Genomic DNA, 26,764 nt, shown 5'->3' with positions numbered 1-26,764 from the left:
TATGAAAGCTTATCTGGCAAAAAAACTCATCGCCTTTCCGGTCATTTTGATCGGCGTGTCGATGTTGATTTTTGGGTCGATCCGCGCGCTGCCGGGCGATCCGGCACGTCTGATGGCCGGGCCGGAAGCCACGCAGGAAGCGGTGGACAATATGCGCGTTCGCCTTGGACTGGACCAGCCCATCGTGACGCAGTACGTGCATTTTGCCACCGACGTGTTACACGGCAATCTCGGGCTGTCTCTGCAATCACAGCAGCCAGTGACGCAGGAGATCGGCGAACGTCTGCCGTTCACCCTGGCGCTGGCGGTGCTGGCCTATTTTCTGGCGGTGGCGATTGGCGTACCCGCCGGGATGATTGGCGCGGTCTACCGCAATCGCTGGCCAGATTACGGCGTGATGCTGCTGGCGATTGCCGGGGCATCCGTCGCCAACTTCTGGCTGGGGCTGATGGCGATGAACTATTTCTCGGTGTCGCTCGGCTGGCTGCCGCTGCTCGGCGCGACGTCGTGGAAAAGCTACATTTTGCCGTCGGTCACGCTGGCGGTATTGCCGATGGCGGTCATGGCGCGCATGACCCGATCGAGCATGCTTGACGTGCTGTCGGAGGATTACATCCGTACCGCACGCGCCAAAGGGTTGTCCGCCGTGACCATTTATTGCAGCCATGCGTTCCGTAATGCGCTGATCCCGATTGTCACCATTGTGGCGCTCAATTTCGGCAGCCTGATTGGCGGCGCAGTAGTCACTGAGTCAGTGTTCAACTGGCCGGGCATCGGGCGGCTGCTGGTCGATTCCGTGCGCTACCGCGATTACCCGGTGATTCAGGGTGTCGCGCTGGTGGCCGTCTGCGGCGTGGTGGTGATGAACCTGCTCGGAGAGCTGCTGATCGCCTTCCTGAATCCAAAAATAAGGTTCGACTAATGTCTGCCATCATCACACACCAGCCCCGCCGCAAGCCGCGCACCCTGCGTTTCTTCCGCTGGTTATGGCGTCATCCGGCAGTCACGCTCGGCGGCCTGATCGTCAGCGCGATTGTTCTGATGGGTATCTTCGCCCCGCTGCTGACCCGCCATGACCCTTATGCGCAGGATCTGATCGATACGCTACTGGCGCCGTCGGCTGACCATCTGTTCGGTACTGACGATTATGGCCGCGACATTTTTGCCCGGGTGATTTATGGCGCACGGATTTCGATGGTCGAGGTGGTGCTGAGTGTCGGGCTGGCGATGATTGTCGGTATTCCGCTCGGCGTGATTGCCGGGATGGCCGGTCGCTACGTGGATATGATCATCATGTGGTTTATGGACATGCTGTTCGCCTTTCCGGGCATCGTGCTGGCCATCCTCGTGGTGAGTATTCTCGGTGGCGGGCTGATCAATCTGCTGATCGCCATTTCGCTGTTTGCCATTCCGGTTTACGCCCGTCTGAGCCGCAACCTGACGCTGGGGCTAAAACAGATGGAATATGTCGAAGCCGCGCAGGCGCTGGGCCTGTCGAACTACCGGATCATCGTGCATTACATTCTGCGCAACGCCGTCGGGCCAATTATTGTGCAGTCCACCCTGACCGCCGGTACGGTGATCCTCGCCGCTGCCAGCCTCTCTTTTCTGGGATTAGGCGTGCAGCCCCCGATGCCGGAATGGGGTACCATGATGAGCGATGGTCGAAACTTTCTCGGCATAAATATTTACCTTTCGCTGTTCCCTGGTCTGGCCATTATGCTGACCGTGCTCGGATTCAACGTTCTGGGCGATGGATTACGCGATTTACTGGACACCCGCTCATGAGCAGTCAACCTTTCACCGCCGCGTCAGTTGATGCGGCGGTTTTTTGTGCCGATATCGGCGGTTCTTTTATTAGGTTTGGCGTTTCCCACCGTGCGGGTGAGGTGGAAGAGTTTGGCAAAGTGCCTATGCCTACCGCCTCATGGCGTCAATTTGTCGCCGCGATTGAGGGCCTGCTCACCGAATTTGGTACAGGGTTCCCCGCTGATACGCCGCTGGCGCTTTCCACCGCCGGTCTGGTCTCCCCGCAAACTGGCGAACTGCTGGCCACCAATATTCCGGCCTTTACCGGCCGCGCTCTGGCGGCAGACCTGAGCCGCGAACTCCATCGCCCGGTCACCGCTGCCAACGATGCCGACTGCTTTGCACTGGCCGAAGCCTACGCTGGAAACGCACAAAATCAGCCCATTGTCGCCGGAATTATTCTCGGTACCGGCGTCGGTGGTGGTCTGGTGATCAACGGCCAGTTGGTGCGCGGCCACGGGGGCGTGACCGGCGAATGGGGCCACGGCGCCATTACCCGCACCGAGCTAACGCTGGACGGAAAAACCTATTCTATTCCCCGCCTGACCTGCAATTGCGGTCAGATCGGCTGTCTTGATACCCTGGGCGGCGCACGCGGCATCGAGCGTTTGCATCAGCATCTCAATCATCCTCTTACCGCCCAAACCGGCACCAGCCAGCAAATTGTCGACGGCTGGCAAGAGGGTCAGCCGGACTCAACGCTGACCATTAACGCCTGGCTGCACCTGGTAGCCGAACCGCTGGCGTTGCTGGTCAATATCCTTGGCCCCTCAAAAATAGTCGTAGGCGGTGGCCTCGCAAATGCCACGGCGCTGATTGCCGCACTGGATTCGCAGGTACGTACCGGGACGTTGCATCAGTATGCTGAACCGTTGGTGATCACCGGGAAGTTTGCCGGGAACGGAGGGAATGGTGGGATGATAGGAGCAAGTGTTTTGGGCCGTTTGGCCGTTTAAACGTACGGTCGGGACGCTTTAAATTCAAATTCAACGTCAAGGTCGTGGGCTTCCCCGCCCACACGGCCCATCACTCCCCTCTTAGACTTTTTCGCTCTCGCTTATAGCGTTAAATCTGTTGCTTAAATCACATAATATGTTAAAACTCTGCCATGTACTTTTAGACGGCTAAACGTCTAAGCACCTACAACTTTATTTGAAAAGGCTAACTCCCAGCGTGAGCTCTTCCCTCCTTGAGATGCGCAATATCTCGATTTCATTTGCCGGATTCCCTGCTCTGCGTCAGGTAGATTTCACCCTGGAAGGCGGTTCGGTGCATGCGCTGGTCGGTGCCAATGGGGCGGGGAAATCCACGCTGATGGCGGTGCTGTCGGGGACCCATGACCATTACAGCGGGCAGATAATCATCGACGGTCAGCCGGTGACGGTAAAATTACCGCATCAGGCGCGAGCGCTCGGTATTCATCTGGTCCAGCAGGAAGTGGACGTCGCGCTGGTGCCGACGCTCAACGTGGCCGAAAACATTATGCTGGACAGCCTGTCTGAACCGGGCCACCTGCATAATTGGGCGGAGATCTACCGTCATGCGCAATTGCTTACCACCCAGCTCGGGCTGAAAATTAATCTGCGTGCCCGGATCGAAAGCTGCACGCTGGCCGAAAAACAGCTGATTTTGCTGGCCCGCGCGCTGTCGCACAAATGCCGTTTCTTAATCCTCGATGAACCCACCGCCCCGCTCGATCAGGCAGAAAGCGAGCGGTTATTTGCGTTGGTCCGCAAGCTGAAAGCCGCCGGAATGGGGGTGGTGTTTATTTCGCACCGCATTCATGAATTGCGCGATATCTGTGACCGCATGACCGTACTGCGCGATGGCCGTTTGGTCAGCGATGACGCAATGGAGGGCCTGACTAACGAACACATTATCGAGAAGATGCTGGGGCATCAGCTCGACGATATTTACCCGCCGCGCCGCCCGCCGCACAGCCCTGAAACCCTGCTGCGGATTCAGGGGATGCACGACAAAGACAAACTGCGCGATATTTCCCTCAGCCTGCACCGTGGGGAGATTCTCGGCATTGCAGGGCTGGCCGGTGCCGGAAAAACCGAACTGTGCAAGGCGCTGTTTGGTGCCACACCAAGCCAGGTGGAGCACGGCGAACTGAACGGTAAACCGTGGAAACCGAAAGAGCCGTACCTGTCGGTCGAGCTTGGGCTGGCGCTGGTGCCGGAAGAACGGCGCAAAGAGGGCATTTTCATCGACGATGATATTCCGATGAACCTCAGCGTCACCGCCGATGACAGTTTCTCCCGTTTTTCCGTTTTCAATTCGCGCCAGGCGTTGGTCTGGGCGAAAGACATTATTGGCCGTTTAGGTATTCGGGCTTCCGGGCCGCTGCAAAAACTGGCCCGCCTGTCCGGCGGCAACCAGCAAAAAGTGGCGATCGGGAAATGGCTGCGCAGCGAGAGTCAGGTGTTGATCTTTGACGAACCGACCAAAGGCGTAGACATCAAAGCCAAAACGGATGTTTTCAGGCTGATAGACGGCCTGGCGCAACAGGGAAAAGGCATCATTTATGCCTCCGGTGAGTTCGCCGAACTGGTCGGTTTATGTGACCGCATTCTGGTGTTGTGGGATGGCCGTATCGTGGCGGAACTCAATGCCGCAGACGTCGACGAAGAGACTTTATTAATGTATTCCACCGGAGGAACCCCTGCGTGAACAAAGCCGTGGTGAGTAAAGAAAACGTACCCGTAGCTAATCAGCCGTGGCGTCATCAGCTGTTCGAATTCCTCTATAAATGGGGCATGTTGCTGACCGTTGTGCTGCTGATCGCCGGTTTCGGCATCGCGTCTGATAACTTCCTTGAACCATCAAACATCATTAATATTCTGCGTTCGATTGCCATCGTCACGGTGATCGCCATCGGTGTGTCGATTTCACTGTCGGTCGGTGGTTTTGATTTGTCCGTGGGGTCGACGGCATCGCTGGCCAATGCGCTGGTGATTTCGATGTTTGTCTGGCACGGTTTTGGCACCACTGAAGCCATTCTGATCACGCTGGCGCTCTGTACGCTGGTCGGACTATTTAACGCGTTTCTGATCGTGATCCTGAAAATTCCTGACATGCTGGCCACACTCGCCAGTCTGTTTGTGATTCAGGGCGCGGCGATGACTTACAGTTACGGCGGATCCATCACCGAAAATATGGTGCTGCCGAGTGGCGATATGGCCGAAGGCGCGGTACCTGCGGCGTTCAGTCTGCTGGGTCAGGTGCCAGTGATTGTGATCGTGATGGCGGTGGTGACCGTTGTGGTGCAGCTGTTTATGTCGCTGACCAAACATGGCCGCCGCATGTACGCTATTGGCGGTAATCCACTGGCGGCACGTCTGGCCGGGATCCGCACCGCACGCTATCGTGTCACGGCCTACATTATCTCGTCACTGCTGGCCGGTTCCGGCGGCATTTTACTGGCATCACGCATTGGTTCATCACAGGTAAATGCCGGTGGGGGTTACCTGATGGACGCCGTCGCGGCGGCTTACATCGGTTTCTCACTGGCCGGTTCCGGTAAACCTAACGCGCTTGGCACCCTGATTGGCGCGGTGATTTTAGGCGTGCTGTCGAACGGTCTGGTCATGCTGTCAGTGCCCTACTACGCGATGGATATCATCAAGGGCTTAGTCCTCGCCGTTGCACTGGCGCTGACCTATATTCAGAAACGGTGATCAGGTCAGGTCCCACGCTTCAAACTGGTGTTTGATGGCTTTAATGGAAGAAAGCCGGACTTTGGGCAGCGTCAGTCGTTCAAACATTCCGGCATAGTCCTGCCTTTTATGGGGCGTAACAATGGCAATATGGCGGATCATATTCCACCGGATCCGCTCCGTTGCTCCCTCCAGCCCTCCATGCCTCTGCCCTTCAAACAGCGTTCGGTTGAAATAACGCATCAGGCTAAACGCCGTCGAAATATCCAATAAGATCAGACCCGTTGCATGGGAAAGCCGTTGCGGCAAACACTTCGTATATATTTTGATTTTAAAAAGCCCAACTGGCGCATTCAAAAATCTTGCGGGACGGAGCGGGTTCAAGACCTGTGGCTTGAACACCGAGTGAAGGTACCGCGCAGTAAAAAAACGAGGGGAGCGTCGAGGGGAAAAGCACTTTCCCCTCGACTCGGTTTCATTGCAAAAGTCCCTGTAATCATCGTGCTTGTGAAACCGAAACTTTCACCGTATTCGATTTGAAACCGTATTTGGCACGGTCTGGCTTAACCCATCAGAAACTGTAATCCACTGCCATAAAGTACCGGCGTCCATCTTCGTTGTAGCTGTAGCTGTCGCGGTTAAGATCTTTATCGAGCAGGTTTAACACTCCGGCGCGGATTTTCACGGCTTTGTTCACTTTGTACGAACCGCCGGTGTTCCAGATGGTGTAGCCGCCGGGGGTGGCATCGTCGTTGGCGACAGTACGGGCCTGGCCTTTCAGGTTGGCGGAAACATACAAACCCCAGTCCTCCTGCGGTTTCCAGTCCAGCGTGGCGTTGGCGGTGTGGAACGGCAGCGCGGTAAGCGGTTTGTTGCCGCCGTTGCTGAGGTCACGCCCATCGTTGTAGGTGTAGTTGAGTTTCAAACCCACTTCGTCGCTAAACGGGATAGTCAGTTCGGTTTCCAGCCCGCGGATACGCGCCTTATTGACGTTGAAGTAGTTGAATATCGGGTTACCGGCGGAGTCAAAACCGACAAAGTTGTCGTAGCTGGCAGCCTGCGAACGGTTTGACGTGCGGTTGACGCTGATCATGTCATCGACATCATTCTGGAATATCGTGGCGCTGGCGGTAACATCTTCCAGCAGCCCCTCTTCACCCGCGTAGTACAGGCCCAGTTCGACGTTCTCGCTGGTTTCGGCTTTCAGATCTGGATTACCGATGATCTGGCAGCTACCGCGGCAGGATGCACTCTGCCAGTCAGGGCTGAGCTGGAGCAGGGATGGCGCTTTAAACGCACTCGCCCAGCCCCCTTTCACGGTCACGGTATCCGTGGCGTTGTAAACCAGATAAGCACGCGGCGACCAGTTAACGCCGTAGTTTTCGTGGTCATCCATACGCACGCCGCCGGTCAGCGCCAGGCTTTCAAAAATCCGCCATTCGTCTTCCACAAACAGCGCGTACTGGTTGGCCTGTGTGCTGCCGGTGCTGGCGAGATTGACACTGTCTTCCAGTTTATCGTTACGGTATTCGCCGCCGAAAGTAAACAGCTGGTTGTATTCGCCAAGCGGCACCACGATTTTACCGTCGAGGGAGTTGTTTTTGGAGGTGATGGTGTCGGCGTTTTTGTTCTCGATATTTTCACCATAGAAACGCAGCTCGGTGTTGGCCCAGCCCCAGCGGCCATTATGTCCAACGGAGTAATTTTCGCGCTCAATGCGGTTTTTATCCAGGCTGTCGGAGTCGCGGTCCTGGCGGTCTATCCCGTAGCCGAAAGTCATGTCCTGCTCGTCGGTTGGCGTCAGGGCAAATTCGACGTTGGTGTTGCGTGAGGTATAACCTTCGATGCGTGGCTGACTGGTCGCTCCGCTGGAGGCATCCGCCTGATCTTTTTCACGTTTGCCCAGTGCACCATAGACTTTCACGCCGAGCAGGTCGTCGATCAGTGGACCGCTGGTAAAGAAGTTGCCGTTGTAGCTGTCGCCACGGTCGCGGTGTTCCTGCACGGTAGTGTCCGCACTCAGGGTGCCGTGCCAGGCAGTGCCGATTTTTTTGGTGATGATGTTGACTACCCCGCCCAGCGCGTCCGAGCCATAAAGAGAGGACATCGGCCCGCGCACCACTTCAATGCGTTCGATAGATTCAGCGGGGATCCAGCTCAGGTCAAAATCGTTATGGCGGAAGACCGCATTGCGCGAGTTAACGCGTTTGCCATCGACCAGAATCAGGGTATAGCCACTGCTCAAACCACGGATACTGACGCCCTGACGGTTGTCGCCTTCGTTGGTGAGCTGCACACCGGGGACATCTTTCAGCACGTCTTTGAGGTTTTGCACCGGCTTTCTGTCCAGATCCTCGCGGGTGATCACGCTAATACTCGCAGGCGCATCCTTGAGGTTTTGTTCAACGGAAGAGGCGGTCACGACGATCTGATCCTCCCTCTCTTTCGTATCCGTTGTCTCTTCTGCAAAGACCGGGAATGCGGCAGTGAACAGCTGTGCGATAAGCCCGGCCTTGAGTGCCGGTGTCAATGTAAGCTTAACCATGTACTTCTCTCCATGAGATAAAAACAACCCCGCTCATGCGGCGGTCGTAAGCAAAAATTCCGTCAAAACCGTAAATTTTGCGCGATAGAATCCCGCCGGGTTTGTCGGATTGGTTTTTTTAGTTTCAGGCTCACAAGTTGGAATGTCGGGCCGCTACATTGGCGGCCTGACTTATTCAGGTAAACGTTTTCGGTTCAGATAAAGCGGCGGCGTTAAATCGAGGGTGCGCTGACTAATCCGTCAATCAAGATTTGCGGCGTACCCTGCGAGCAGCGTTCAATACGTCCACGCACGCCATAAACGCGTGCCAGACTTTCCGGAGTGATCACCTCTTCCGGTTCCCCGTCGGCAATCAGATTACCGTCTTTGAGCATCAGTACGCGGTCACCGTGGCGCAGCGCGATGTTGATATCATGCACCACCACCACGGTGACGATATTGCGTTTTTGCGTCTCTTTGCGCACCAAATCCATCACGTGGAACTGGTAGTTTAAATCCAGCGCTGACAAGGGTTCGTCGAGCAGCAACAACGACGGCTGACGGATCAGCGACTGCGCCAGACCCACCAGCTGTTTTTGTCCGCCGGAGAGCTGATCAAGATAACTCAGCGCCAGATGTTCAATACCCAGTTGTTGCAGCAACGTCATCACCTGTTCGGTGGTTTCGGCCTGTTTGCTATTACTGCCGGAGGCGCGCTGGGCCACGATAATGGATTCCAGCACGTGCAGATGCACGCCCGCAGGCAGCGACTGCGGCAGGTAAACCACCTGTTCAGCGCGGCGGGCAAACGGCATCGGCATCAGGTCATGACCATCGAGGAGCAACTGCCCTTCGGCACGGTTCAGCCCGGCCAGTGCACGTAGCAACGTCGATTTTCCGCTGCCATTCGGGCCCAGTAACACGGTGATTTTTCCGCGCGGCAACATCGGTACATTGAGATGGCGGATCACCGGGCGCTTGGGGTATCCGGCGTTAAAGTCCCGGAGTTGCAAGCCCTGCGTTGCCGCATTCAGGTTTGTTCTGGCTTTGAATTGCAGTACAGCAGACATCAGACATTCCCCCGATGGCGCAAAATAATACTCAGGAAGAACGGCACGCCGACCAGCGAGGTCACGATACCCACAGGAATAATGACGCCCGGTACCAGATTTTTTGAGGCCACAGACGCCATCGACAGCACCAGCGCACCAATCAGCGCACTGGCTGGCAGATAGAAACGGTGATCCTCACCAAACATCAGGCGGGCGATGTGCGGCGCAACCAGACCGATGAAACCAATCGGCCCGACAAAGGCCACCGCCAGCGCGGAGAGAATACTGATGCGCAACAAGGTGCCAAGGCGTAAACGGCGCACATCGATACCAAAACTGATGGCGCGATCTTCGCCCAGACGCAACGCCGTCAGCTTCCATGCACTCATCATCGACCAAGGTAACAGCACGAAGAAGGCCAGCAGCATCACGCCAAGTTTGACCCATGACGCACGCGCCAGACTGCCCATGGTCCAGAACACCAGCCCCTGCAAAGTATCTTCGGTGGCGATAAACTGCATCAGCGAAACCAGTGCGTTAAAGGTAAAGACCAGCGCAATACCAAACAGCACCACGCCGGAACTGGCGACACGCGTCCAGCGCGTAATGCCGTCCAGCATCAGCGCGGCGAGTAAGGCAAAGATAAAAGCGTTAGCGGAGATAAACCATTGATCCGGCACGCCCGGAATACCTATGCCGAGTACAATCGCCAGCGCGGCGCCAAAGGCCGCCGCCGAAGAGACGCCAAGGGTAAACGGCGAAGCCAGCGGGTTATTAAGGATGGTTTGCATCTCAGCCCCGGCCAGGCCAAGCGACATGCCGACGGCAATCGCCATCAGCGCATACGGCAGACGGATATCCCAGACAATCACGCGGGTACCGGCATCGGCCGACGCTGCATCAAACAGCGTTTGCCACAGCGTACCGAGCGACAACCCCGACGGCCCCATGATGAAGTCGATGATCAGTGAGGCGATAATCGCCATCACCAGTACCAACATCAGCAACAGACGGCGGCGGACAATGCGTTGGTATTGGCCCATCACGCTGTTGTCAGCCTGCGGGCTGGCCATCAGTAAGGGATCGGGGGTTGCGCTCATGTGTCTGACATCTCATTGATTGATAATACAAAAACCGCAGTATTTACGTCGCTGCGTGTTTTCCGGTTATTCGGCCAGGGTCCAGTAGATGCCTACTCGCGGCCCGTTTCCACCGCATTCAGAGGAGACCCCTTTACGCTGCATCAGCGGCGTGAGACTGACCTGCGCCTGCTTTTCGCGGTTCAACAGGTTGCCCAGCAATTCTTCGATGCCCAGCAGGGTATGTTACGAATTCCTCGCGGCTTTTCTCCGCATAATCATCTTCTTGCAATGCCGTTACCTCTCCCTGAAGAGGGCATAACAATAATGGAAACGAGAATAATTATCAATGCGATATGCGAAGACTATTAAGAGTACAGGATGTCGTGGCGGGAGCGAATCGGTGTGAGGTTACAACGCGTTAAGGTGTATTACCAAAAAATTCATCAAGAAAGCGGAGGGTTAGCTCCGCTTGTTCAGATAGGTTCAATAGCAGATTGCGGTTACATCCACAATCTCATCACCGGCCAGCCCACCAGCAGCAGCATGGAAATATAGAGCACGCCCATGATGCCGCCGAGCCGCCAGTAATCTTTCGATTTGACGTATCCGCAGCCATAAATAATCACGCCCGGTCCGGTCGCGTATGGCGTCAGCACGCCCATAATACCGATGGATAACACCAGCAGCATGGAGAGTTCGGCCATCGGCAAGCCCGGTAACCCCATAGCCACAGCCAGAATGACCGGCATCATGGTGGCGGTATGCGCCGACAGGCTGGCAAACAGATAGTGGGAGAAATAGAACACCAGTACCAATGCCACCACCGTCGTGTTCGGTGAGAAACTGCTGAGATGATGACTCATGGTGTCAGCAAACCAGGCGATGAAGCCCGAGCGGGTCAGCCCGCTGGCCATCACTACCAACGTCGCGAGGTTCACCAGTGTATTCCATGCACTGGAGTATTTGGTGACATCTTTCCACGCCACAACATGCAGGATCAGCATCAATGACACGGCCAGCAGACCGACAGCCGTGGCATCAATATAGTCGTTGCCGAACACCCATAAGCACAGGCTAAACAGCACCAAGACAATTAGCGTCAGCTCTTTTCTGGTCAGCGCGCCCATCTCTTTCAGCGCCCCGACTGCCCAGACTGACACTTCGTTGCTTCTGGTCACACCCGGTTTGTACAGGACATACGACAGCCACGGTGCCACCACCAGCAAAATCAACCCCACCGGCAGGAAAGCCAGGAACCATTGCATCCAGCCAATGTGTACGCCGGCAATTTTACTGACAAACTCGACGCCCAGAATGTTAGGCGCAGCGCCGGTAATAAACATAGAAGAGCTGAGGCTGGTACTGATCACCATCATCCACATCAGATAACCACCGATGCGGCGGGAGGACGGGTCATTAGGATAGGATTCAAACAGGGCAGGCAGGTTTTTCACCACCGGGAAAACCGTGCCGCCGGTGCGGGCGGTATTTGACGGTGTGAACGGTGCCAATAGAATATCGATAATCACGATGGCATAGCCCAGTGTCAGGGTACGCTTACCCATGAACTTAACCATAATCAACGCGATGCGCCGACCAAGGCCGGTAGCTTCATAGCCCAGCGCAAAGATGAATGCCCCAAATACCAGCCATACGGTGGTACTGGAAAAACCGGCCAGACCCCATTTCAACGCCTGTTTCCCGGCTTCGAAATGCGGATCGGCCAATTCTTTGGCATCAAACAGCACCCAGTTAGAACCAATGACGCACGCCGTCATGGCGATAAAACTGATCGCCGTCGCCGGGATAGGTTCGAGGATCATGCCCACAATCATGGCGACAAAAATGGCGAAATAACGCCACGCCTGCGGCGGCATACCGTCCGGTACGGGGATGCAAAGTAAGACGGCCAGCACCACCAGCGGCAATAGCGCTTTTCCGATGAAATCCTTCGATATGACCATAACTGGTCTCCTGTAAAAACGGGTTAAGGTGATAAATATCACCCGGATTTGTTATATGTTTATTCCGGGAACTGCGCCAAAAACCAGGTGACAATCAACAGATCGGCGCTGCCTCCGGGGCTGAGATTACGGGCAATACATTGTTCATCGAATACCTCTACTGACGACGTGGCTTCCTGGCGGTGAGAGTCATTGAGTACTTCACTGGCGCGGCGTTGTAACCACGTCAGCCCTGCCAGCCCCCCGCGAGAAACCACATTGGTGTCCGCATTCACGCTCATCAGCAACAGCAACGTCTGGCTCAGTGCCTGCTCCTGTCCTGCGCCCTGCGCTGTCAGGCGCCGGTACAGCGGCAGGCTGTGTGCTATCACCGTCGCAAAACCTGACTGCGCCTCGCCGCGTGCGCCCGTCAACCCGTACAGATGAAACAACCGCTGTCCGGCAGTTTGAGGTAACGAGGTTTTGGCGCATGACAGCTCGTTCTCCACCATCTGCTGGCAGAAAAAGGCCACCTGCTGACAGAGAGAAACAGCATTAATAACCTGACCAAGACGGTGCAAACGCCCCAGCGCACAGCACAGCAACCCCATGGAAAACACAGTGCCCTTATGGGTATTCACACCGCCGGTAGCCGTAAACATGGCATTTTCACACCCCATGCCCAGTGGGCGCAGACGGCGTAATATGTCGCCCTCCGGCTGCTGACAACTCCCCTCGCCTTCCGCTATAAAACGCATAAACCACGGGGCAATGGCGTCTGCGCTGCGGTAGAAGTGCTGCAGCGTCATGTCCTGGTGAGCGCCGCTGTTGGCGCGATCCACCAGTCCGGGTTTTGGCGTCAAATTGACCTCATTCAATAACGCCTGATACGCCAGCACGGCCCATTCTGCCGGGCCGCACGCGGCCTGAAGCGGCGGTTTATTTTCCGGCTGCGGCATCAAATAACCTTTGCATATGGCCAAGCAATTGCGCCGTGCTGTGCTTTTGCTCGCGGCCGCACTGGTTGGCGGGTTGCGCGCAGAGCAGACAATGGCGCGCAGGCAGGCCGAAATCGCGGCGCGAGAGAATTGCTCCGCTGGCGTCTAACACGTCGATATCCCACAGGCGGCCCAGCGGCTGGTTATCTTCCAGCGCCAGCGTGGCCTGTTTGACCTCTTGCGCGGGAACGTCGAGGGCGATCAACCCTTCGCTGCCAGTGTCTTGTGGCAGACAGCGCCACGCCAGCCATGGCCACCCACGCTGCTGACTGAGTGTTTCCAACGCCTGCCAGGCGAGGCAAAACAGTTCCCTGCTGAGCGTGGTGTCCTTGACCGCGCCCGGCATCACCATCGTCAGGGAAATTAAGGTGCAATGATGGCGCGCCAACCATGCCCGCTGCCGGGTCTGACGAGATTCACGGCTAGTAAGAAGCTCCGGCAAACTGACGGCGCGGTTGGCGGCCAATAACGGGGAGATAGCGTGCACGGCTACTCCTCAATCTGATGAACGACATCGATAACCGAGCCGTCGCGATAACGTACTACGGCCACTACGCGGTCGGTAAAGGCCAGGGGGGTAGGCTCACCGCTAAGCAGGCGCGCCCGCTCATAGAGCCATTCAATGGTGACGGTGTGGACTCCGGCCAATTGCAAACTCTTGGTCAGATCCGGGCGCGAAGGGTTAACGGCGATACCGTGATCGGTAACCAGAATGTCGATACTTGACCCCGGCGTGACACAGGTGGTGACCTGCTCAACCAGTGTCGGAATACGCCCGCGGACCAGAGGTGCCACGATAATGGCCAAACGCGCTGCCGCCGCAGTATCGCAATGGCCGCCAGATGCACCACGCAGCACGCCATCAGAACCGGTCAATACGTTGACGTTAAACCCGGTGTCGATTTCCAACGCGCTGAGAACCACGACGTCCAGCTGTTCCACTGACGCCCCTTTCGACCCCAAGTTAGCGTACTGATTGGCGCTGATTTCATAGTGACCGGGATTACGCGCCAGCGATTCTGCGGCCTGCCGGTCAAAGCTTTGTACGTCGAGCAGGCGTTCGATCAGCCCTTTTTCATGCAAATCGACAATCGACGCGGTGATACCACCGAGGGCGAAGCCGGCGGTGATCCCCTGACGGCGCATGCTGTTTTCCAGAAAACGCGTCACGGCCAGCGACGCTCCACCGGTACCGGTTTGCAGAGAAAAACCCTGCTTAAAATAGCCGGAGGCGACAATGACGTCAGCGGCGCGGCGAGCGATCAGTAATTCACGCGGATTGGTGGTCATACGGGTGGCGTCAGCACCGATCTTCTCGGCATCACCGACTCTTTCCACCTGCACAATCAGGTCAACGCGGTCCTGTGCGATGCTGGCAACGTGCGGGTAAGGCAACACCTGTTCGGTCAGCAAGACCACCTGACGCGCGTACTGTGCGTCCACCTGCGCATAGCCCAGCGAACCGCAGCGCGCTTTACCGCTGTGGCCGTTGGCATTGCCGAAAATGTCACAGGCAGGAACACCCAAAAAGGCCACGTCAATGCTCAGCTCACCGCTTTCGATCAGATTAACGCGCCCGCCGTGGGAGTGAATTTGTACCGGCGGTAATTCAGGCAGCGCGCCATGCGAGAGGGCTTCCGCCAACGGGCCGCGCAGGCCTGAGGTGTAAATGGCGCTGATCACACCGTGACGAATATGTTCAATGAGTGGCCCATGGCATTCACTCAGTGAGCTGGATGCCAGTGTAAGATTTTTAAAACCCATGACGGCCAGGGTGTCGACCACCTGATTGAGCGTCAGATCACCGCCACGGAAGGCATGGTGAAATGAAATGGTCATGCCGTCCTGCAATCCGCTGCGGCGGATGGCGTTTTCCAGCGACGAACACAGTTTGTGATCACGCGGTTTGGCCGCCTGAAGGTTGGCTTTGGAAACCGGCGCGAACGGGCTGAACGCCTCCGCTGAGGTTTCGTTGAACTGGCTTAAGCGCTGTTGCCTTTGCATGTCATTCCCCATCTTATTCATCCCGCAGGCCGGACAATGCCGCCCGTTGTAATACCAGACGCGCCCGCTCAATAACCGGGCTATCGACCATCTTTCCGTTAAGCGACACCACACCGCGCCCTTCGGCTTCGGCAGCAGCAGCAGCGTCAACCACCGCTTGCGCGTGGTCTCTTTCGGCCAGCGTTGGCGCATAGAGGTTGTGCAGCAGTTCAATCTGACGCGGGTTGATCAGCGATTTGCCGTCAAAACCTAGCTGTTTGATATGGGTCGCTTCGTTGAGAAAACCCGCGTCGTTGTTGGCTTGCGAATAGACCGTATCGAAAGCCTGAATGCCGACAGCGCGCGCAGCTTGTAAAATGGAGCAGCGGGCGAACAGCAGTTCGGTTCCTTCAGGGGAGCGTTCGGTGCGCAGATCGCGGACGTAATCTTCTGCGCCGAGGGCAATGCCAATCAGCCTGGGTGATGCGCTGGCAATGCTGACCGCCTGAGTAATACCGCGAGCAGATTCAATCGCTGCCAGCATGCCGGTGCTACCCACCGGGCGACCGCACTGCGCTTCGATACGTGCGATTTCGGTTTCCATGTCGGTAACGTCCTGCGCGGTATCGGTTTTCGGCAGGCGCACAATGTCAGCGCCGCCACGCACCACCGCCTCAAGATCGGCGAGGCCATAGACGGAATCCAGGGCGTTAACCCGCACGATGGTTTCGGTTTCGCGGTAAAGCGGATGTTGCAGCGCATGGTAAACCAGACGGCGGGCAGCATCCTTTTCACGCAGGATCACCGAGTCCTCGAGATCGAACATCACGGCATCAGCCTGATAAATAAAGGCATTACTCACCATCGCCGCATTAGCACCGGGCACAAATAACATGCTGCGACGCATCCTGAGCTTGCGTTGTGTCAGTGTCGGCATCAGCGGGTCTCCCATTGGTTAGGATTTTGGTCACTGGCGCGGATCAGCGCCGTCTCCAGACGGGCGCGCAGCACGCAGTCGAGCGCGCCTTTGTCATCGACCACCAACGTGACGGTTTCAATCTGTAGATCTTTCAGGACTTCGCGAATACGCAGGCGGATAAGATGGCCGAACTGCTTCTCCACGGTGCTACTCAGTTGTACGTCGATATGGCTGGAATTTGGCGCAACGCGCACCATGACATCACTGGACTCCAGCGTGCCGGCAAGGGTTTCACGGATAATGTTCATTGTTCACCTGTCTGGTTGGCGGTCGCCATGGCCCGCTCTGCGGATTTCCCGGCGCGCGCAGCAAGAAGCTGTTCGAGGTAGTGGCAGGTTGCAGGGGGGACCAACTGGCGGATGGTGCTGATGTCGGATTGCGCCAGTAATTTGCGCACCCACGAAGCAGAAATAGCGGTTTTTTCCCACACGAGGCGCGGGATCTCTACCAGCGCCACCGGCGGGCTGGTCAGTGTTTCAGTCTCAAGCCAGTAGCGCATGTCCTGGTTATATTTCGCGGTCACCTCGCAAAAAGGTTCGGTACCGACAAATCGGTGGGTAATGCCCAGCGCAGGTGCCAGATACTGACGGAATATTTTGAGGTCAATTTCGGTATAACAGTCATCCGCCACGCCCTGATCCTTGATGAAATAACAGGGGAATGTTGCACGGGAGATCATATATTCAGAACCGGCATGCAGGGTGACATGTTCAATTTCTGCAATGCCTTCGCGGACTAATTGATAACGGTCCTCATAGGAGAAGCGGGAATTATTCTCTTTGACCAGAAAGACGTGTAACCAGTCACACTGTTTGGCCGCCTGACGAACTAAATATTGATGTCCACGCGTGAAAGGATTGGCATTCATGACAATGCAGCCAATACGTTTTCCAGGCTGATAAAGCTGGTGTAATTCATTCGCGTAACGGCTTAAGCGACAGCCGCTGTTTTCCATCAACACCACAATGCCCGGCACGCTGGCAATCGGATAAAAACCACAGCGCTGAAATAATGTCTGATTTTGTGTTTTGGTGTAGATAAACAAATGACTGTGATGACGCTCATAGGCCAGATTTACCAACTCCGTCGCCAGCGCCAGCGCCAGCCCTTCTCCGCGCACGCTTTCACTGATGGCCACGCACTTGATGATGTTGCCCGCAATGCCGCCGCAGGCCAGTAACTGTTCATCACGGCGCAGGGTAATAAACACTTCAACCGTGGTATCGATATTTAAGTCATTGGCTCGCAAAAATCCTGTAATTTCGGCTATACCGGCATGATTGTTACGCGTTATTTGACTGAATACTCCGTCCATGAATCACCTGATGATATTTTCATGCAACAAATTAGAAACAATATTTATTATAAATCCCAACCGCGAATTATTAATTCAATCAATACGTTCTTCGCTTAGGATAAAGATAAATGACATCGATTTGAGTAATGCTGCATGTTAAACAAAAAAATCAGGGATTATTTGACCTATTTCACATTTAGTTCAATCGGGTAAATATATTTATTTACCGAACTCAGTGTGGTGTTTATGGAGTTAATTAGTTGGCGGCATCAGTGGAGTTTATGGCGTTAATTAATTAGTGGCATCAGTGGAGTTTATGGAGTTAATTAATATTTTCACGCACAAATAAAAAAGCAGAGCCGAAGCTCTGCTTTTTTAAGATATTTACCGACAAGCGTTATTGATCACAATGTTTCGGGAATTCCATTTCACTATATTTGACCACTTTAGTTTTACGCGTCCATTTGTAACCGAACCAGATGATCAAGAACAGTGGCAACCCGATGTAGGTCGCCGCCACCCCGTACCAGTCAATGGTATCTTTCAGGAATGCCTGATAGTTCTGGCCAAGCGTAATGGTCAGGCAGAGCACAAAAGCAAAAATCGGACCAAACGGGAAGAAGCCAGACAGATAAGGCAATGCTTTCAGGTCGCGGCCCTGAGAGACATAACCCCGGCGGAAACGGTAGTGGCTGATAGCAATCCCCAACCAGGCGATGAAGCCGGTCATACCGGAAGTATTAAGTAGCCACAGGTAGACGGTCTGGTTGCCAAAGGTGGAGCTGAGGAAGCACAGCGCGGCGACCACCGTGGTGGCATACAACGCATTACGCGGCACACCGCCTTTCGACAATTTGGCAAAAATGCGCGGAGCTTTGCCTTCAGAGGCCAGGGTGTACAACATGCGGGTCGAGGCATACATGCCCGAGTTACCGGCAGACAATACCGCCGTCAGAATAACGGCATTCATCACTGCCGCCGCTGATAACAGGCCGGCATTACGGAACACCAGCGTAAACGGGCTGACGGAGATATCGCCAACTTCGTTACGCAGCAGATTCGGGTCGGTATAAGGAATGATCAGGCTGATCACCAAAATCGCCAGAATATAGAACAGCAGAATACGCCAGAACACCTGACGCACAGCGCGCGGAATATTTTTGGCCGGGTTTTCAGACTCACCGGCAGCCACACCAATCAATTCGGTACCCTGAAATGAGAAACCGACGATCATCGCCACGCCCACCATGGATGCAAACCCCCCCGCAAATGGCGCGTCACCAATGGTCCAGTTATGTAAGCCTGCGGTTTCACCACCGCGCATGATGCCGGTGATCATCAGCACGCCAACGGCGATGAAGATAATAACGGTCACAACTTTAATCAGTGAGAACCAGTATTCGGCCTCACCGAAACCACGCACTGAAATGTAGTTGAGCAGGAAGATCAGGCTCATGAACAGGGCACTCCAGATCCACCCTGGGGTGTCCGGGAACCAGTAGTTCATCACCAATTGTGCCGCCACCAGATCCACGGCGATGGTCACCGCCCAGTTGTACCAATAGTTCCAGCCCAGTGCGAAACCAAAGCCTTCTTCAACGTATTTGGAACCGTAAGTGGAGAAGGAACCAGAAACCGGCATAAATGCCGCTAATTCGCCGAGGCTGGTCATCAGGAAGTAAACCATGATGCCAATTAAAGCATACGAGAGCAGCGCCCCGCCTGGCCCGGCTTGTGAAACCGTAGCACCGGAAGCCACGAAGAGCCCGGTGCCAATTGAACCGCCAATGGCGATCATAGTTAAGTGGCGGGCTTTCAGCTCGCGGCGCAGTCCGGACGGTGCCGGCTGTGAAGTTTTAGTCGATGGTTCAGCCATTTTTGCCCTGTTTCCGCTGTCATATGGAATTTTACGCGCGGATTGTAACAAAACGAGCCGGTGTGAATAGCATGAACCCCCTGTTATAAGACACCTTCATGATAGGCTTCGGATCATTAGCAAAAGACGTTTATACCGGTTCCCGGCAGTAGGTTAAAAACCTTGATAACGCATTAGAAATATGTTTTTGACGATGATGAATCAGGTAAAGTTTTCGAGCCAATGGGGCAACCGGCAGGCGGATTTCCACCAACACTCCGCTGCTGAGTTGCTCGGCGATCACCCGGCGTGACAGGCAACTGATGCCGATTCCGTGACGCACGGCGTGTTTAATCGCCTCAGAGTTACCCAGTTCCATGACCAGATTGAAATCCGGCATCTGGGGCAGCAGCAGGTGGTCGAGCACTTCACGCGTACCGGACCCGCGCTCGCGCAGGATCCACGGGGCCTGCGCCAGCGCTTCCAGCGTCACCGTTTTCCCGGCCAGCGGACTGCCCGGTGCGCAGAACACCACCAGTTGGTCGTCAAGCCAGGGCTGCGTGATGAGTTCCGGCACACTGCACGGACCTTCGATAAGCCCAAGATCTACGCGAAATTCCGCCACGGCATTAATCACGTCATTGGTATTGCCGACGTTGAGTTCCAGGGGTGTGGCGGGAAAATCCAGCCGGTAGGCGGCAATCATACCCGGCAGCATGTAGTTACCAATGGTGCTGCTGGCGCCGATACGCAGCGAACCGTTATCTTTGCTGAACAGCCGCTCGATTTCGCCCGCCTGTTCAAGCAGCGCCAGGGCTTTGGGATACAAAAGACGCCCATGCTCATTGATCACCAGCCGCTTTCCTACACGGTCAAATAACTGTACGCCGAGTTGCCCTTCGACATCCGCCAGCGCCGCACTGACCGCAGATTGCGACAGTGACAGCACGATTGACGCTTGGGTCGTTGACCCGCTTTTCAGCACTTCAGCGAAGACTTCAAGTTGTCGCAATGTAATGTGCATAATTATTGTCCGTCACACGCGCCAGGTCGCCCGTGTTTTGTGTTGCCCAGCGTTGACCACAACCGCACACTGCCCGATCGCGCCATCCCTTTCATTTGCGTTAAGTATAGCCCAACGGTCAGACCGCCCACGCTGCACCCGCCACCCCATTCTATACCTCTTTTACCGATAGGTTATAAAGTTATAATCAATTTCATTTTTATATAAGGCGGCGTTAGGCTTGTCGGTAATGAAACCTCAGAGAGGGCAAGCAGCATGAATACCATTACAGCGAAAAAAAACCATTCACGCTTTTTTCAGCCCGTCGGGTTAGAGCGGGTGCTGCCGGGTTTGGTGCTTACCGGCGCAGTGACTGCCGTTTCCATCTGGCTGAGTCACTTCCCGCAGCTGAGCCAACTTGGCCTCAGTGCACTGACGCTGGCGATAGTCATAGGCATGGTGCTTGGCAACACACTCTATCCGGCGGTTCGCCCGCAGTGTCATGACGGCGTAAACCTCGCCAAACAGCGCCTGCTTCGGCTCGGCATTATCCTTTACGGTCTGCGTCTGACTTTCGCGCAAATCGCCGATGTCGGCGCAACCGGTATTCTGATTGATGCCCTGACGCTTTGTTCAACTTTTGCACTCGCCTGCTGGCTGGGCAAAAAAGTCTTCGGGCTGGACAGCGACACCGCGATGCTGATTGGCGCAGGCAGCAGCATTTGTGGCGCGGCCGCCGTGATGGCAACCGAACCGGTGCTCAACGCCAAAGCAGAGAAAGTGACGGTTGCCGTCGCTACGGTGGTGATCTTCGGCACCACTGCCATCTTCCTTTACCCATGGTTATGGCAGATGAATCTGCACTATCACTGGGTGAATTTCAGCGCTGCCCAGTTCGGTATTTATACCGGCTCAACGGTACATGAAGTGGCGCAGGTCGTGGCCGCTGGTCAGGGGGTCAGCCCGGATGCAGAGAATGCGGCGGTGATCGCCAAGATGATCCGCGTGATGATGCTGGCACCGTTCCTGCTGTTGTTATCAGGGTGGAAAAGCCGGGGGAATGTGCCGCAAACTCAACAGGCTGGCCGACTGCACAACATCACTATTCCGTGGTTTGCCCTGCTGTTTATTGTCGTGGCTGCGTTCAACTCGCTGGATATCCTGCCACACAGTTGGATCCCACCGCTCATCACCCTGGACACGGTATTGCTGGCCATGGCGATGGCTGCGCTGGGCCTGACCACACACATTAGCGCCCTGCGTCAGGCCGGTATCAAACCCATCCTGCTGGCAGCGGTACTGTTCATCTGGCTGATTGTGGGTGGCGCGGGAATTAACGATCTGGTGCAGCGTTTATTTAGCTAAGGCTGCTGTGCCCGTGACATTTAACACATCTGTGCTGCACGCCAGGCGTCAAGGCGCTATCATCCGGGGATCAAGGGTGAACAGCAGAGGAGTGAACATGAAATTTATTGGAGCACATGTCAGCGCAGCGGGTGGGGTCGATCAGGCCGTAATTCGCGCACATGAACTGGAAGCAACAGCGTTCGCGCTGTTTACCAAGAATCAGCGCCAATGGAAAGCTGCGCCTCTGCCAGAGGATGTGATAGAAAAATTCAAAATAGCCTGTGAAAAATACGGCTACGGCAGTCATCAAATCCTGCCGCATGACAGCTATCTGATTAACCTCGGCCATCCGGTGGCTGAAGCGCTGGAAAAATCCCGCGAGGCGTTTCTTGATGAGCTTCAGCGCTGCGAACAGCTCGGCCTGTCGCTGCTGAACTTCCATCCGGGCAGCCATCTGATGCAAATTGATGAAGATAAATGTCTGGAGAAGATTTCGGAGTCGCTGAATATCGCACTCAGCCAGACAGAAGGTGTCACCGCGGTGATCGAAAATACCGCCGGTCAGGGCAGCAATTTGGGGTTCCGTTTTGAGCATCTGGCAAAAATTATTGACGGCGTGGAAGACAAAAGTCGCGTTGGCGTTTGCATTGATACCTGTCACGCTTTCGCCGCCGGATATGATCTGCGCAGCGAAGAGAGCTGCATCGAAACCTTCCGGGAATTCGAAAAGGTGGTGGGCTTTAACTACCTGCGCGGAATGCATCTCAACGATGCCAAAAGTGAATTCAACAGCCGCGTTGACCGTCATCATAGTCTGGGTGAAGGCAATATCGGTAAGACGGTGTTCAGCTGGATGATGCGTGACTCACGCTTCGATGGCATCCCGATGATCCTCGAAACCGTCGATCCAGACATCTGGAAAGATGAAATTGCCTGGCTGAAGGCGCAGCAAAAAGCACCAGATGAGGCGGCGGCGTAATCGCACTTTTAGACGTGCTGCTGCTGTGTAATAAAAAAGGCGCGACATTCACATGTCGCGCCTTTTTACTGGTATTGCCGGCTATTACTGAGTAACAACCTTCGCAGCCACTGTTGCGTCTGAACGTTTCAGAATCGCATAAGCGCCACCTGCCAGTACGGTACCCGCAATGATAGAGACCAGATAACCCAGAACCGGGGTGATCGCACCAGGGATCAACAGAACGAACAGACCACCGTGCGGCGCCATCAGTTGTGCATGGAATGCCATGGACAGTGCACCGGTCACCGCGCCACCGACGATACAGCAAGGCAGAACGCGCATCGGGTCACGAGCTGCGAACGGAATAGCACCTTCGGAGATAAAGCACAGGCCCAGAACCAGCGCCGCCTTGCCCCCTTCACGTTCACTCTGCTCGAACTTATGACGCGCCAACAGCGTTGACAGCCCCATCGCCAGCGGTGGCACCATACCAGCAGCCATGATGGCAGCCATTGGTGCGTAGACGGAAGAACTCAGCAATGCCACGCCGAACGCGTAAGCTGCTTTGTTCACCGGGCCACCCATATCGGTACACATCATCGCACCGAGGATTGCACCAAGCAGCACCGCATTCGCAGTACCCAAAGATTGCAACCAGGCAGTCAGACCCGCCATGATTTTCGCCACCGGCGTACCGACCACGTAAATCATCACCAAACCGGTGATCAGACTCGCAACGAGAGGAATGATCAGGATAGGTTTCAGCGCTTCCATACTTTGAGGTAATTTCAGCTTACCGCTGATGGCTTTCGCCACATAACCTGCCAGGAAACCAGCAATGATACCGCCAAGGAAACCGGCACCGGTGCTGACAGCCAACATACCGCCGATAAGACCAGGCGTCAGGCCAGGACGGTCAGCGATGGAGAAGGCAATGAAGCCCGCCAGTACTGGCACCATCAGCGCGAAGGCTGAAGCACCACCGATTTGCATCAGCGCAGCAGCCAGCGTGCCTTTCACTTCAAAGGCTTTAATACCGAACACGAAGGAGAGCGCGATACACAAACCACCCGCAACGACCATTGGCAGCATGTAAGACACGCCGGTCAACAGGTGACGATATGGGCCTGTACCGCCCGCTTCTTTCTTCTTGGTGCCTGATGCCGTACCGGCTTTCGGCTCGAAGATTTCAGCTTCAACCAGCGCTTTGTCCAGTTCCTGCTTGGTTTTTTTCAGTGCCAGACCGGTAGAGGTGCGATACATCGGCTTACCAGCAAACTTCGCCAGGTCCACTTCGATATCCGCTGCCACTATGACCAGATCGGCCTGTGCGACTTCTTCTGGCGTAATAGCGTTACCAGCCCCTACAGAACCGCGGGTTTCCACCTTCACCCACCAGCCGCGTTTTTTCGCTTCGGTTTCGATGGCTTCTGCTGCCATAAAGGTATGCGCCACACCGGTCGGGCATGCGGTGATCGCCACGATGCGTTTCGGGCCACTGGCAACCGGGGCAGAAACTGCACCTGCCGGGGCCACATAGGCTGTCGCTTCAGCACCCGCGCGTTGCAGGAAGGCTTCCGGTTCACGGATAGCCAGTGCAACATCCCCAATGAACAATTTTTTACCGGCAAGTGCATTTTCAGTCGGTATATTTTCGCCCGCTACAATCACCAGTTCCGCTTCAGCGGCGTTTTCTACTACGGTATGTCCAGCGTTCGCCGCAGCAGCAGCGAGCATTTTTTTCGCCAGTTGGCTACGAGCCTGTCCCAACGAACTGTCTATCATCAGCAGCGTTTTCATTCTGCCTCCTGCGGTCAGTTAAAAGGTTTCAAATCGACACGGGCCATCATCGCCGCGAGTTGCGGACGATCGGTGACACCGACATTGCTCTGGCTGACAGCCAAAGCAGCCACAGCGGTGGCCAGTCGTAAGGTGTGCTCGCTTGATTCACGCATCAGCAGGCCATAAATCAGCCCACCGACCATCGAGTCGCCAGCACCAACGGTGCTGACCACTTCGCAAGCGGGAGGTTTGGCAATCCATGCGCCTGACGCGTTAACCCAGAGTGCACCTTCGGCACCAAGAGAAATCACAACGTGAGCGATACCCTGATCGCGTAGTGCATGCGCCGCTTCAACTACATCACTTAATTGCGGTAATTTACGGCCAGCCCAGATTTCAAGCTCGCGGCGGTTAGGTTTGACTAACCACGGTGCAGCTTTCAGACCCGCCACCAGCGCTTCCCGGCTGCTGTCGAAAATAATACACGGGCACTGACTGCGCAGACGGATCATCCAGTCGGTAAAAGCGTCAGGGTCAACGCCCGCTGGCAGGCTGCCACAGACGGCAACCATGTCGAACTGACCAAGCCAAGAGAGTGAGTCAGTGACAAAACGTTCCCAATCCTGCGGCGTGACGTTAAAACCGGAGAAGTTGAAATCGCTAACTTCACCATCTTTTTCGGTCAGTTTGACGTTGATACGGGTACGGCCTGAAACCACCTGAAAACGGTTGGCGATACCCAGATCACTGAACAGATGTTGGAAACCGTCTTGATTGTCTTTACCCAGGAAGCCACCGACGGTCACGTCAATGCCTAAATCTTTCAGCACCTTAGCAACGTTGATGCCTTTGCCTGCGGCATGCAGACCGGCAGTTTGTACCAGGTTCACTTCGCCGCGTTCGATTTCCGGGCAAAAACCGACCAAGTCATAGGCTGGGTTTAAGGTAATAGTGGCAACTCTGCGGCTCATACACCCTCCCCAAGACCGGCGGCAATGGCTTCACCGATAGTTTTCAAGGCGATTTCAGCTTCTTCACCGGTGGCGGTAAAGCGCAGGCGATGGCCTTTCTTCACACCCAGAGCGACAACTTTCATCAGACTGCGTCCGTTGGCAGGTTTACCGCTGCCATCAAGATTGGTGACAGTGATCTCGCTGTTGAACTGCTTAATCACGTTCACCAGCGCCGTACCCGGACGTGCATGCAGGCCGTGCTCGTTACGGATAACGAATTCGGCTGACAACACGTTGTTCCCTTCAGTTACGTCGCTGGTTAGCAGCGCCAGTACGCCGACGGCATCCGCGGTCAGCAGACGTTCAGCTTTCTGCGCGATCAGCAGGTCACTTAAGTAGTTCAGCACGTTCAGCGGCTCGTCATCGACCACGGCAATGGTCAACAACGCGGCAACCGATTCCCCGTCGTGTTCGAAAGGTGTGGCAGCACGGCTAAACGTGGCAGCGCTTTTCAGGTTGCCTTCAGTGCTGTCGCTGAGCCAGATACCCTGCCCCAGGTTAAGCGGCTTACGGCTGATAACATCGCTGACAAACGCAGTATCTACCGCGCCAATCTGTTGCAAACGACCGGCGTTCAATGCCTGTAAGGTCATCAGGTTATCGGCGGCCACATCAACAGTGATCAGTTGGGTATCAAAAATGAATTCGGCGGCGTTTTTTTCGCCCATCAGCAGGCTGCGCAACTCTTCGGCAGAGCCCGTTTTTGCCATGCGTTCTGACACGCTGTCGTCACTCAGGACGTGCGTCAGCTGACGTAATAAACCGAGGTGTTCATCGGAACGTGCAGCAATGCCGATAACGACATAGGCGGTTTGGTCTTCGCCCCACTCAATCCCCTGCGGGAATTGGAAAACTTGCACGCCGGTATCTAATACCAGATCGCGGGTATCGGTGGTGCCATGTGGAATAGCGATGCCGTTACCGAGGTAAGTGGATGTCTGCAACTCGCGTTGCAGCATGCCTTCTACGTAACCTTCGCTGACACGGCCTGCCTGAGTCAATGCGGCGGCGACCTGACGAATGGCCTCCTGCTTATTGCTGGCAGCCGCACCGAGATGGATATCTTGCTGTGACAACTGGAACATAATTTTCCTCTCCTACTGAATTTGAATCGTTTCAGCTTTACTGGGAAAAAGGAGCGTCGTTCGATCTATCGAGACGCTTATCGGACAACGCTGAAACGTTTCAGGCAGTTTTATTCCCGGCGATGTTTAAATCAAGCATTCCCTGATTTGGCGTGACGATTTTATGATGTTACGCACAGTTTGCCTTTGCGAAACATAACCCAGAGCCTTTTTTACCCCATAAAGCTGAACCTAAGCTGACGCGAAAATTATTACCGTGAATAGGCCAATTTCACCCGCGTCGTAGAGTCGAGTCTTGGCCATTTTTTAACACAATGTGCGATTTCATTAATGAGTATGGCAAATAGGCACCGTATTGACCTTTTACTGACTAAAACGGGTTTTCGTTT

At 55.2% G+C, this 26,764-nt stretch carries 24 protein-coding genes; 8 read left to right on the top strand and 16 right to left on the bottom strand.

Annotation, left to right across the window (positions count from 1 at the left end; all coding sequences use genetic code 11):
• Position 1: 1 nt before the first annotated feature.
• The 5 genes from EAH77_RS07930 to EAH77_RS07910 all read left to right on the top strand — a co-directional run bounded on the left by EAH77_RS07930 (position 2) and on the right by EAH77_RS07910 (position 5,492).
• Entirely contained in the window at positions 2–922 is a 921-nt protein-coding gene (locus EAH77_RS07930) for an ABC transporter permease (protein ID WP_140471431.1), read from the top strand.
• Positions 922–1,788: an ABC transporter permease gene (locus EAH77_RS07925; RefSeq protein WP_140471429.1), complete on the top strand. Its 867-nt coding sequence runs from the start codon at positions 922–924 to the stop codon at positions 1,786–1,788. Before EAH77_RS07930 ends, EAH77_RS07925 begins: the two co-directional genes overlap by 1 nt.
• Positions 1,785–2,765: an ROK family protein gene (locus EAH77_RS07920; RefSeq protein ID WP_140471427.1), complete on the top strand. Its 981-nt coding sequence runs from the start codon at positions 1,785–1,787 to the stop codon at positions 2,763–2,765. Before EAH77_RS07925 ends, EAH77_RS07920 begins: the two co-directional genes overlap by 4 nt.
• Before the next feature lie 238 nt (positions 2,766–3,003).
• The gene (locus EAH77_RS07915) at positions 3,004–4,485 is read left to right on the top strand and encodes a sugar ABC transporter ATP-binding protein (RefSeq protein WP_194150496.1); all 1,482 of its coding nucleotides are present in this window, start codon (positions 3,004–3,006) and stop codon (positions 4,483–4,485) included.
• 11 nt (positions 4,486–4,496) lie between these two features.
• The gene (locus EAH77_RS07910; protein WP_140471485.1) at positions 4,497–5,492 is read left to right on the top strand and encodes an ABC transporter permease; all 996 of its coding nucleotides are present in this window, start codon (positions 4,497–4,499) and stop codon (positions 5,490–5,492) included.
• Here EAH77_RS07910 and EAH77_RS07905 read toward each other — a convergent pair whose 3' ends face one another.
• From EAH77_RS07905 to EAH77_RS07890, 4 genes are all read right to left on the bottom strand, one after another.
• Entirely contained in the window at positions 5,493–5,873 is a 381-nt protein-coding gene (locus EAH77_RS07905; protein WP_140471423.1) for a hypothetical protein, read from the bottom strand.
• 169 nt (positions 5,874–6,042) lie between these two features.
• Positions 6,043–8,016 carry a catecholate siderophore receptor CirA gene (gene cirA, locus EAH77_RS07900; protein WP_140471421.1) on the bottom strand — a complete coding sequence of 658 codons (1,974 nt, stop codon included), beginning with the start codon at positions 8,014–8,016 and terminating at the stop codon, positions 6,043–6,045.
• A gap of 212 nt (positions 8,017–8,228) precedes the next feature.
• Positions 8,229–9,065, bottom strand: a complete 837-nt coding sequence (locus EAH77_RS07895; RefSeq protein ID WP_140471419.1) for an ABC transporter ATP-binding protein — start codon at positions 9,063–9,065, stop codon at positions 8,229–8,231.
• A complete protein-coding gene (locus EAH77_RS07890) occupies positions 9,065–10,147 on the bottom strand; it encodes a FecCD family ABC transporter permease (RefSeq protein WP_140471417.1) in 1,083 nt (360 codons plus the stop codon). The genes EAH77_RS07895 and EAH77_RS07890 overlap by 1 nt, the downstream gene beginning before the upstream one ends.
• Here EAH77_RS07890 and EAH77_RS07885 point away from each other — a divergent pair, their 5' ends adjacent.
• Positions 10,148–10,498: a hypothetical protein gene (locus EAH77_RS07885; protein ID WP_140471415.1), complete on the top strand. Its 351-nt coding sequence runs from the start codon at positions 10,148–10,150 to the stop codon at positions 10,496–10,498.
• A 131-nt stretch (positions 10,499–10,629) separates the two neighbouring features.
• On the opposite strand, the gene EAH77_RS07880 is transcribed toward EAH77_RS07885, so the two are convergent.
• The 9 genes from EAH77_RS07880 to yieE all read right to left on the bottom strand — a co-directional run bounded on the left by EAH77_RS07880 (position 10,630) and on the right by yieE (position 20,208).
• Positions 10,630–12,093, bottom strand: coding sequence for an anion permease (locus tag EAH77_RS07880; protein WP_140471413.1), 1,464 nt, complete (start codon positions 12,091–12,093; stop codon positions 10,630–10,632).
• A 59-nt stretch (positions 12,094–12,152) separates the two neighbouring features.
• On the bottom strand, positions 12,153–13,031 hold the full coding sequence (gene citG / locus EAH77_RS07875) for a triphosphoribosyl-dephospho-CoA synthase CitG (RefSeq protein WP_140471411.1): 879 nt from the start codon (positions 13,029–13,031) through the stop codon (positions 12,153–12,155).
• Positions 13,012–13,557, bottom strand: a complete 546-nt coding sequence (gene citX / locus EAH77_RS07870; protein ID WP_140471409.1) for a citrate lyase holo-[acyl-carrier protein] synthase — start codon at positions 13,555–13,557, stop codon at positions 13,012–13,014. Before citX ends, citG begins: the two co-directional genes overlap by 20 nt.
• Before the next feature lie 2 nt (positions 13,558–13,559).
• Positions 13,560–15,086: a citrate lyase subunit alpha gene (gene citF, locus EAH77_RS07865; RefSeq protein WP_161985782.1), complete on the bottom strand. Its 1,527-nt coding sequence runs from the start codon at positions 15,084–15,086 to the stop codon at positions 13,560–13,562.
• Position 15,087: 1 nt separating this feature from the next.
• Positions 15,088–15,990 (bottom strand): aldolase/citrate lyase family protein, encoded by a 903-nt coding sequence (locus EAH77_RS07860; RefSeq protein ID WP_140471406.1) that lies wholly within the window; start codon positions 15,988–15,990, stop codon positions 15,088–15,090.
• The gene (gene citD, locus EAH77_RS07855) at positions 15,990–16,280 is read right to left on the bottom strand and encodes a citrate lyase acyl carrier protein (protein WP_140471404.1); all 291 of its coding nucleotides are present in this window, start codon (positions 16,278–16,280) and stop codon (positions 15,990–15,992) included. Before citD ends, EAH77_RS07860 begins: the two co-directional genes overlap by 1 nt.
• Positions 16,277–17,347, bottom strand: coding sequence for a [citrate (pro-3S)-lyase] ligase (gene citC / locus EAH77_RS07850; RefSeq protein WP_140471402.1), 1,071 nt, complete (start codon positions 17,345–17,347; stop codon positions 16,277–16,279). Before citC ends, citD begins: the two co-directional genes overlap by 4 nt.
• A 379-nt stretch (positions 17,348–17,726) precedes the next feature.
• Positions 17,727–19,205, bottom strand: a complete 1,479-nt coding sequence (locus EAH77_RS07845; protein ID WP_140471400.1) for an amino acid permease — start codon at positions 19,203–19,205, stop codon at positions 17,727–17,729.
• A gap of 130 nt (positions 19,206–19,335) precedes the next feature.
• Positions 19,336–20,208 (bottom strand): DNA-binding transcriptional regulator YeiE, encoded by an 873-nt coding sequence (gene yieE, locus EAH77_RS07840; RefSeq protein WP_140471398.1) that lies wholly within the window; start codon positions 20,206–20,208, stop codon positions 19,336–19,338.
• Positions 20,209–20,463: 255 nt separating this feature from the next.
• Between yieE and EAH77_RS07835 the strand changes: the two genes are divergently transcribed.
• Together EAH77_RS07835 and nfo are read left to right on the top strand one after the other, a co-directional pair.
• Positions 20,464–21,552 (top strand): YeiH family protein, encoded by a 1,089-nt coding sequence (locus tag EAH77_RS07835; RefSeq protein ID WP_140471396.1) that lies wholly within the window; start codon positions 20,464–20,466, stop codon positions 21,550–21,552.
• A gap of 97 nt (positions 21,553–21,649) precedes the next feature.
• Entirely contained in the window at positions 21,650–22,513 is an 864-nt protein-coding gene (gene nfo / locus EAH77_RS07830) for a deoxyribonuclease IV (protein WP_140471394.1), read from the top strand.
• An 84-nt stretch (positions 22,514–22,597) separates the two neighbouring features.
• On the opposite strand, the gene fruA is transcribed toward nfo, so the two are convergent.
• Genes fruA through fruB form a run of 3 tightly spaced genes read right to left on the bottom strand, consistent with a single transcriptional unit; the run spans position 22,598 to position 26,375 of the window.
• Positions 22,598–24,295, bottom strand: a complete 1,698-nt coding sequence (fruA, locus tag EAH77_RS07825; protein ID WP_140471392.1) for a PTS fructose transporter subunit IIBC — start codon at positions 24,293–24,295, stop codon at positions 22,598–22,600.
• A gap of 14 nt (positions 24,296–24,309) precedes the next feature.
• On the bottom strand, positions 24,310–25,248 hold the full coding sequence (gene fruK, locus EAH77_RS07820; protein ID WP_140471390.1) for a 1-phosphofructokinase: 939 nt from the start codon (positions 25,246–25,248) through the stop codon (positions 24,310–24,312).
• Entirely contained in the window at positions 25,245–26,375 is a 1,131-nt protein-coding gene (gene fruB, locus EAH77_RS07815) for a fused PTS fructose transporter subunit IIA/HPr protein (RefSeq protein WP_140471388.1), read from the bottom strand. Before fruB ends, fruK begins: the two co-directional genes overlap by 4 nt.
• Between the last annotated feature and the right edge of the window lie 389 nt (positions 26,376–26,764).

The sequence above is a fragment of the Ewingella americana genome (assembly GCF_006438725.1).
Taxonomy (GTDB): domain Bacteria; phylum Pseudomonadota; class Gammaproteobacteria; order Enterobacterales; family Enterobacteriaceae; genus Ewingella; species Ewingella americana_A.
The sequence above is the reverse complement of the archived record's forward strand: the minus strand, read 5'-3'. Positions and strand labels throughout refer to the sequence as shown.

Bases quoted from the DNA above. Each gene is read 5' to 3' on its own strand.
- EAH77_RS07930 (WP_140471431.1), top strand. From the start codon at position 2: ATGAAAGCTTATCTGGCAAAAAAACTCATCGCCTTTCCGGTCATTTTG.
- EAH77_RS07925 (WP_140471429.1), top strand. From the start codon at position 922: ATGTCTGCCATCATCACACACCAGCCCCGCCGCAAGCCGCGCACCCTG.
- EAH77_RS07920 (WP_140471427.1), top strand. From the start codon at position 1,785: ATGAGCAGTCAACCTTTCACCGCCGCGTCAGTTGATGCGGCGGTTTTT.
- EAH77_RS07915 (WP_194150496.1), top strand. From the start codon at position 3,004: ATGCGCAATATCTCGATTTCATTTGCCGGATTCCCTGCTCTGCGTCAG.
- cirA (WP_140471421.1), bottom strand. From the start codon at position 8,016: ATGGTTAAGCTTACATTGACACCGGCACTCAAGGCCGGGCTTATCGCA.
- EAH77_RS07895 (WP_140471419.1), bottom strand. From the start codon at position 9,065: ATGTCTGCTGTACTGCAATTCAAAGCCAGAACAAACCTGAATGCGGCA.
- EAH77_RS07890 (WP_140471417.1), bottom strand. From the start codon at position 10,147: ATGAGCGCAACCCCCGATCCCTTACTGATGGCCAGCCCGCAGGCTGAC.
- EAH77_RS07880 (WP_140471413.1), bottom strand. From the start codon at position 12,093: ATGGTCATATCGAAGGATTTCATCGGAAAAGCGCTATTGCCGCTGGTG.
- citG (WP_140471411.1), bottom strand. From the start codon at position 13,031: ATGCCGCAGCCGGAAAATAAACCGCCGCTTCAGGCCGCGTGCGGCCCG.
- citF (WP_161985782.1), bottom strand. From the start codon at position 15,086: ATGGGGAATGACATGCAAAGGCAACAGCGCTTAAGCCAGTTCAACGAA.
- EAH77_RS07860 (WP_140471406.1), bottom strand. From the start codon at position 15,990: ATGCCGACACTGACACAACGCAAGCTCAGGATGCGTCGCAGCATGTTA.
- citD (WP_140471404.1), bottom strand. From the start codon at position 16,280: ATGAACATTATCCGTGAAACCCTTGCCGGCACGCTGGAGTCCAGTGAT.
- citC (WP_140471402.1), bottom strand. From the start codon at position 17,347: ATGGACGGAGTATTCAGTCAAATAACGCGTAACAATCATGCCGGTATA.
- EAH77_RS07845 (WP_140471400.1), bottom strand. From the start codon at position 19,205: ATGGCTGAACCATCGACTAAAACTTCACAGCCGGCACCGTCCGGACTG.
- yieE (WP_140471398.1), bottom strand. From the start codon at position 20,208: ATGCACATTACATTGCGACAACTTGAAGTCTTCGCTGAAGTGCTGAAA.
- EAH77_RS07835 (WP_140471396.1), top strand. From the start codon at position 20,464: ATGAATACCATTACAGCGAAAAAAAACCATTCACGCTTTTTTCAGCCC.
- nfo (WP_140471394.1), top strand. From the start codon at position 21,650: ATGAAATTTATTGGAGCACATGTCAGCGCAGCGGGTGGGGTCGATCAG.
- fruA (WP_140471392.1), bottom strand. From the start codon at position 24,295: ATGAAAACGCTGCTGATGATAGACAGTTCGTTGGGACAGGCTCGTAGC.
- fruK (WP_140471390.1), bottom strand. From the start codon at position 25,248: ATGAGCCGCAGAGTTGCCACTATTACCTTAAACCCAGCCTATGACTTG.
- fruB (WP_140471388.1), bottom strand. From the start codon at position 26,375: ATGTTCCAGTTGTCACAGCAAGATATCCATCTCGGTGCGGCTGCCAGC.